We start from the raw sequence: 5066 nt of genomic DNA on the forward strand, positions 1-5066 counted from the left end.
CGATGATTAAAAGAGCTTTTATTCTGTAATTCGGCCCGAACAATATCGGCAATGGCTTCCGTTTTCTCAAAGCTTTGAAGCAGTTCTAAATACTTCATTTCACTTTCGCTGCTTACCTTATTTTCACTAACCGCGGCAATAGCAACTTCCAACCCATCAAAATTGTTTACATCAATACCAATACTTGTGAAAAATTCCGTGTCCTTGGCCTTTATATTCGCTTGTATTTCATTGATCACGTCATACAAATAATTCTTGCTCTCCATTTGGGGTTTGACAATAACTTCCGTCTTTATTTTTTTTGAAATAATCCGGTTTAAACCAAACCCTATCGCACCCCCCAATATCACGAGACCCAATAGAATCAAAGCATTCTTTTTCAAATACAGGAATACTCTTAAAAAGCCCCTAAAAATGCGATTAAACCCATTCCCGATCATTTGAAACATCTGTCCCAAATCTATTTCATCGGATGGTGGTGGTGTTTGTGGTTGTACTTGGTTGCTCATCGTAGTTTATGAATTAAAAATCTGTTCCAAAATTTTATCTGTTATTAAATAGGTCGGTTTCACACCAGCAGTGCCCAACCCACCCGAAGCCAAAGTACCCCCAGTTTCCAGGGGATTATCCGAGGCATAATACGCATACCTGACCTTCACATCCTCACGAATGCTATTGCGTATCTTCGAAGCCGATTGAATGGCTTTTTGATAATGTACACCTTCCATTTCCAATCCAATGACATTCCAAGTGGACTTATGAAAGAACTTCAAAATATCCCTGTTTTGCAAGGACGTTCCTAAAACCGTGACCATAGTGCCTTCAAAAACCTCTAGTCCATAACCCTGAAAATCCTTTGCGGATAATTCGTTCTTAAAGGGGTAATTATCCGATGTTCCTTCAAAAATATGTGCCGACGGAATCATTAAATCTCCCTTACCTCCTTCCAAAATACCAGCCTTTCCCATTATGGAAATCGATGCGATATCAAGGAAGACATCGCCTTTCTTAGTGCTCTTATACGGTTTCAATAATTCGTCGATCGTTTCGTAAGCCTGTTCCCCAAAAGCATAGTCCATCACAAATATAATTGGTTTTTGTTCATTTGGAATATCCTTTGTCAAATCATAACAACAGGCGTCCTTTCCCAATTTGGCCAAATCAAAAATCTGGACGTCTATATTGGTTCCTGAATCGTCATCTACGGTGATCATCCCATTTTTATTGGCGATTTCATGCACTTTCTTTTGTAACAAATGGTTTTCAGGGGAACTTAAAGCCTTATAAATATCCAAGGAGCCATTGTTGGGAAATTCTTTATGCAAGGCCTTTTTTGCGAAAAGGGAATTCATGACGCTATGCATATTGGCACTGATAATGTGAATAGGTCTCGCTAATAAATCGTTTTTTTCCATTACCTCTTTAATCCTATTCGCCCAACGTTCACCATGTATATGATGTCCTAGCCGTTCGCGTAATAATGAAGTGAAGGTTATCGCTCTTTTTTCCCCGGTAACTTCTTCTTCTATAGCCAATTTGCCCATCCAATAAATAATATGGAGGAATTTTTCCGGCTCCTTTTTAGTAGCAAATTTGTTATAGAAGCCCAAGACTTCCTCAAACGATCGGTTTAAGATATTTGCGGTATGTATCAAGGCAACTTCACGTTCAGACCGCGAAAGTTCTTGCTTTTTGGCAGCATTCTCAAGTTTTGCCCAATCACGAATGGTCCTATCGGTGTCCTCAATAAGAACGCGTTTACAGATTTTATGCGATTCGATGAACAAAAAGGTAAGGTGGGTAAGGATGTCGTAGATATCGGAACGTCCCCTTGTAATTTCAATATTCATCTGCTCGGCATCGATACGATAGCAATTTCTTCTGCGCTTGGGCGGTATAATGGGAGCAAAATGTGCCTTCCCATACCCTTCATCTGAGGTGAGGTTTATGAATCTGCATTGTTCAATACCTTCTGGTAACCGTTCTAAAACATAAACCAGTCCGTCGAGTTCTGTTTTCTCTTCGGCGATGGATCCATAAATTTCGGGGCGTAACTGTAAAAGCGCATTTCGTAGGGTTTCTCCTGAAACCCCCATGGGTTTATAGAACCCGCGGTTGAACAAGTGCCGCATGGTGATGTACAAACGCTCAATGGCATTGGTGGATTCTTGCGCTCTGGTAGTGTCTGTGGTATTGTTCATACAGAAATTTCATGCAAAATTACAAATAAAAAATTTCTTGAAATTTTATATTTTACCTCACCCGGTACTGCAAAAAAGCAGTTCCGACCTCTCCTAAGGAGAGGTAAACTTCGACACTGTGACCAGTCCGAACGGCATGCACACCTGACCATGTTCGGACAGGGACGGACATCGACCAATTATTTGGATGTAATTCAAGGAACAATCAGCTGTAACCCAAAGTTAATGGGAGATGCTATAGTTCAGTGACAAATACACCCAACGCATCGGCCACACTGCGATCATTTGAAAGGCGTTGTAGTTTGTTTTGACCCCCTAATTTTCCGATGGATTTCATATAGTCCTGAAAACCACCTTTTTTGATAGGCCGTATTTTTAAGGTCTGGAGTATTTTACCATCGATCAGATCAAAATAATAACTGTTCTGTGCCTGAAGGGAAGTATCCAATATTTTGATGAATCTCACCATATCGGAAGGTTTTTTTTCAAACTCGACAAACCATTCATGATAAGGGAGCCCATCATCTTTTGGAGTTATTTGGGGGGCAACGGTAAACTCGTTGATTCGGGCATCTGTCGCTGCAACGGCCTTTTGCATGGCTTCTTCCACCTCTTTGGCAATGACATGTTCCCCAAAGGCCGATATGAAATGTTTGATTCGTCCTGATACGACTATTTTATAAGGCTTCAAAGAAATAAACTGAACGGTATCACCCAAGTTATAGGCCCATAATCCTGCGTTGGTCGAGATGATCATTACATAATTCACCCCGATTTCAACATCCTTAATGGTAAGCCGCTCCCTTTCATCATCAAAAAAAGTATCGGCTTTTACGAACTCATAGAAAATCCCGGAATTCAAAAGCAATAACATGCCCTTTTCGGTCTGGGAGTTCTGGTATGCGAAAAAGCCTTCACTTGCAGGAAATAGTTCTATACTTGCCACTTTTCGGCCTATTAGGTTCTCAAATTTGTCCCGATAGGGTTCATAATTTACCCCTCCATAAATGAACAGTTGGAAATTCTTAAAGATATCACCGATTTTTTTATTGCTTTTGGTGCTCAATTTTTCAAAATACATTTGAACCCACGAGGGAATCCCGGCTATAACCGTCATATTCTCATGCATGGTCTCTTCGACTATGGCGTCTACCTTTGTTTCCCAATCTTCAATGCAATTGGTTTCCCAACTGGGCAATCTGTTTTTTTGAAGATAGCTGGGTACATAATGCGCCGAAATGCCGGACAATCTTCCCAACTTAATTCCGTTTTTCTCCTGCAATTCAGGACTTCCTTGTAGAAATATCATTTTTCCGTCCACAAAATCCGCATTCCCGGTTTCATCGATATAAGAAAGGATTGCGTTCCTAGAGGCCTCTACCTGATGTTTTATAGAGCTCTTTGTGATAGGGATATACTTGGCACCCGAGGTAGTCCCCGAAGTTTTTGCGAAATACACGGGTTTTCCGGGCCAAAGAATATCCGATTGGCCGGCGACCACCTTTGCTACATACCCCTTAAGCTCTTCATAATCCCGAATAGGAACCTTTTTTACAAAATCTTCATGAGTATGTATCTCTTCGAAGAAATGCTCCTTTCCAAAAAGCGTATTACGGGCTGTTTTGATCAATTCCTTGAATACGGCATCTTGGGTTTCCAATGGATGGTTTACCCATTGAGCTGTTTTTCTACTGATGCTTCTGGCAAATAGTTTAGCCGCTATGGATTTTATTGACATCTTATTTAAAATCTATAAAATCAAGTGGATTCACGGGGTTTCCATTATTCCATAATTCAAAATGCAGGTGGGGTCCCGTAGTGTATTCCCCCGTATTCCCTACCGAGGCTATTACTTCCCCCGCTCGGACAATATCGCCTTGTGACTTGCTCAACGACCCATTATGCTTGTAGACACTTAGAAGTCCGTCTTTATGCTCAACGATAATAACATATCCCGTTTCCGCAGTCCATTCCGCAAAAATGACAATACCATTGGCTACTACCTTGATCGGCGTGTCCTTTGGTGCAACAATATCAACAGCAAAATGTCTTTTGTCCCTATCGAAGGTATCCGAAAGGGTTCCGCTCAGGGGCGGAAAAAGTACTAAGTTCGATTTATCGCTATTGGTTTCAAATAAATTGTACTTGTCTTCCAGGGCCACCTCCGCCCGTAAGAGGGAATCTTCCTTAATCGGACTTAGATCAATACTTGAAGGGTCCAATTTAAATTGCTCGAACAAGGAATCCCGATTGATCTCGGTGTTTTCTATATCGCCGCGAAGCACTTTTCGGATATTATCCAGATACCTATTGGTATAATTCAAGGTGTTTACCAAGGAATCCGTTTTATACGTAAGTTCGGTGGCTTGACGCTTAAGTTTTGTGGATGAATATCCCGGAATATATTCGCGAAGTGGCGTAAAGGCAATCAACAAGATGGTAAGGCCGATCAGGCCTATAATAAAAAGGGATCCAGTAACAAAAACGTTCAAACGGCTAAGCTTAAAACTAATTTTTTCCTCAAAAGTACTTTCATTAAGGATTACCAAGCGATACTTGTGCAGCAGCTTTCTTTTGATATCCTTTCTCTTTTTTACTTTTTTAGCCATTTTAAACAAAGATAGACTTAGAATTGAATTTTAATATAGTTCTTATAAAATTTTATGTTTTGTTTAAGCCTGTTCGCAGTTCAAATACATACGTTGAATCAAGATTTTCTTTTTACACAATTAAAAAAAAGCCATTGCGTTAATATTAACAGCAAACTAATAAGTTTTTAGTACATTTGTTATCCATTAAAACATAATAATATGACAGCTTTACATACATTTTTGGCAATTGGTCCATGGCAAATAGCAATTGTTG

At 40.1% G+C, this 5066-nt stretch carries 3 protein-coding genes and 1 pseudogene; all 4 read right to left on the reverse strand.

Annotated features, from left to right (window positions below; translation table 11 throughout):
- Window positions 1-509, reverse strand: a pseudogene (locus WBM98_RS09270) (hypothetical protein); the annotation flags it as partial.
- A 6-nt stretch (window positions 510-515) separates the two neighbouring features.
- The gene (locus WBM98_RS09275) at window positions 516-2201 is read right to left on the reverse strand and encodes a DUF6909 family protein (RefSeq protein ID WP_424365742.1); all 1686 of its coding nucleotides are present in this window, start codon (window positions 2199-2201) and stop codon (window positions 516-518) included.
- A 235-nt stretch (window positions 2202-2436) separates the two neighbouring features.
- Window positions 2437-3939, reverse strand: a complete 1503-nt coding sequence (locus WBM98_RS09280) for a GH3 auxin-responsive promoter family protein (protein ID WP_424365743.1) — start codon at window positions 3937-3939, stop codon at window positions 2437-2439.
- 1 nt (window position 3940) lies between these two features.
- The gene (locus tag WBM98_RS09285; RefSeq protein ID WP_424365744.1) at window positions 3941-4810 is read right to left on the reverse strand and encodes a M23 family metallopeptidase; all 870 of its coding nucleotides are present in this window, start codon (window positions 4808-4810) and stop codon (window positions 3941-3943) included.
- Window positions 4811-5066: the final 256 nt, after the last annotated feature.

The sequence above is a fragment of the Maribacter sp. genome (genome assembly GCF_049667165.1).
In the GTDB taxonomy this organism is placed as follows: domain Bacteria; phylum Bacteroidota; class Bacteroidia; order Flavobacteriales; family Flavobacteriaceae; genus Maribacter_A.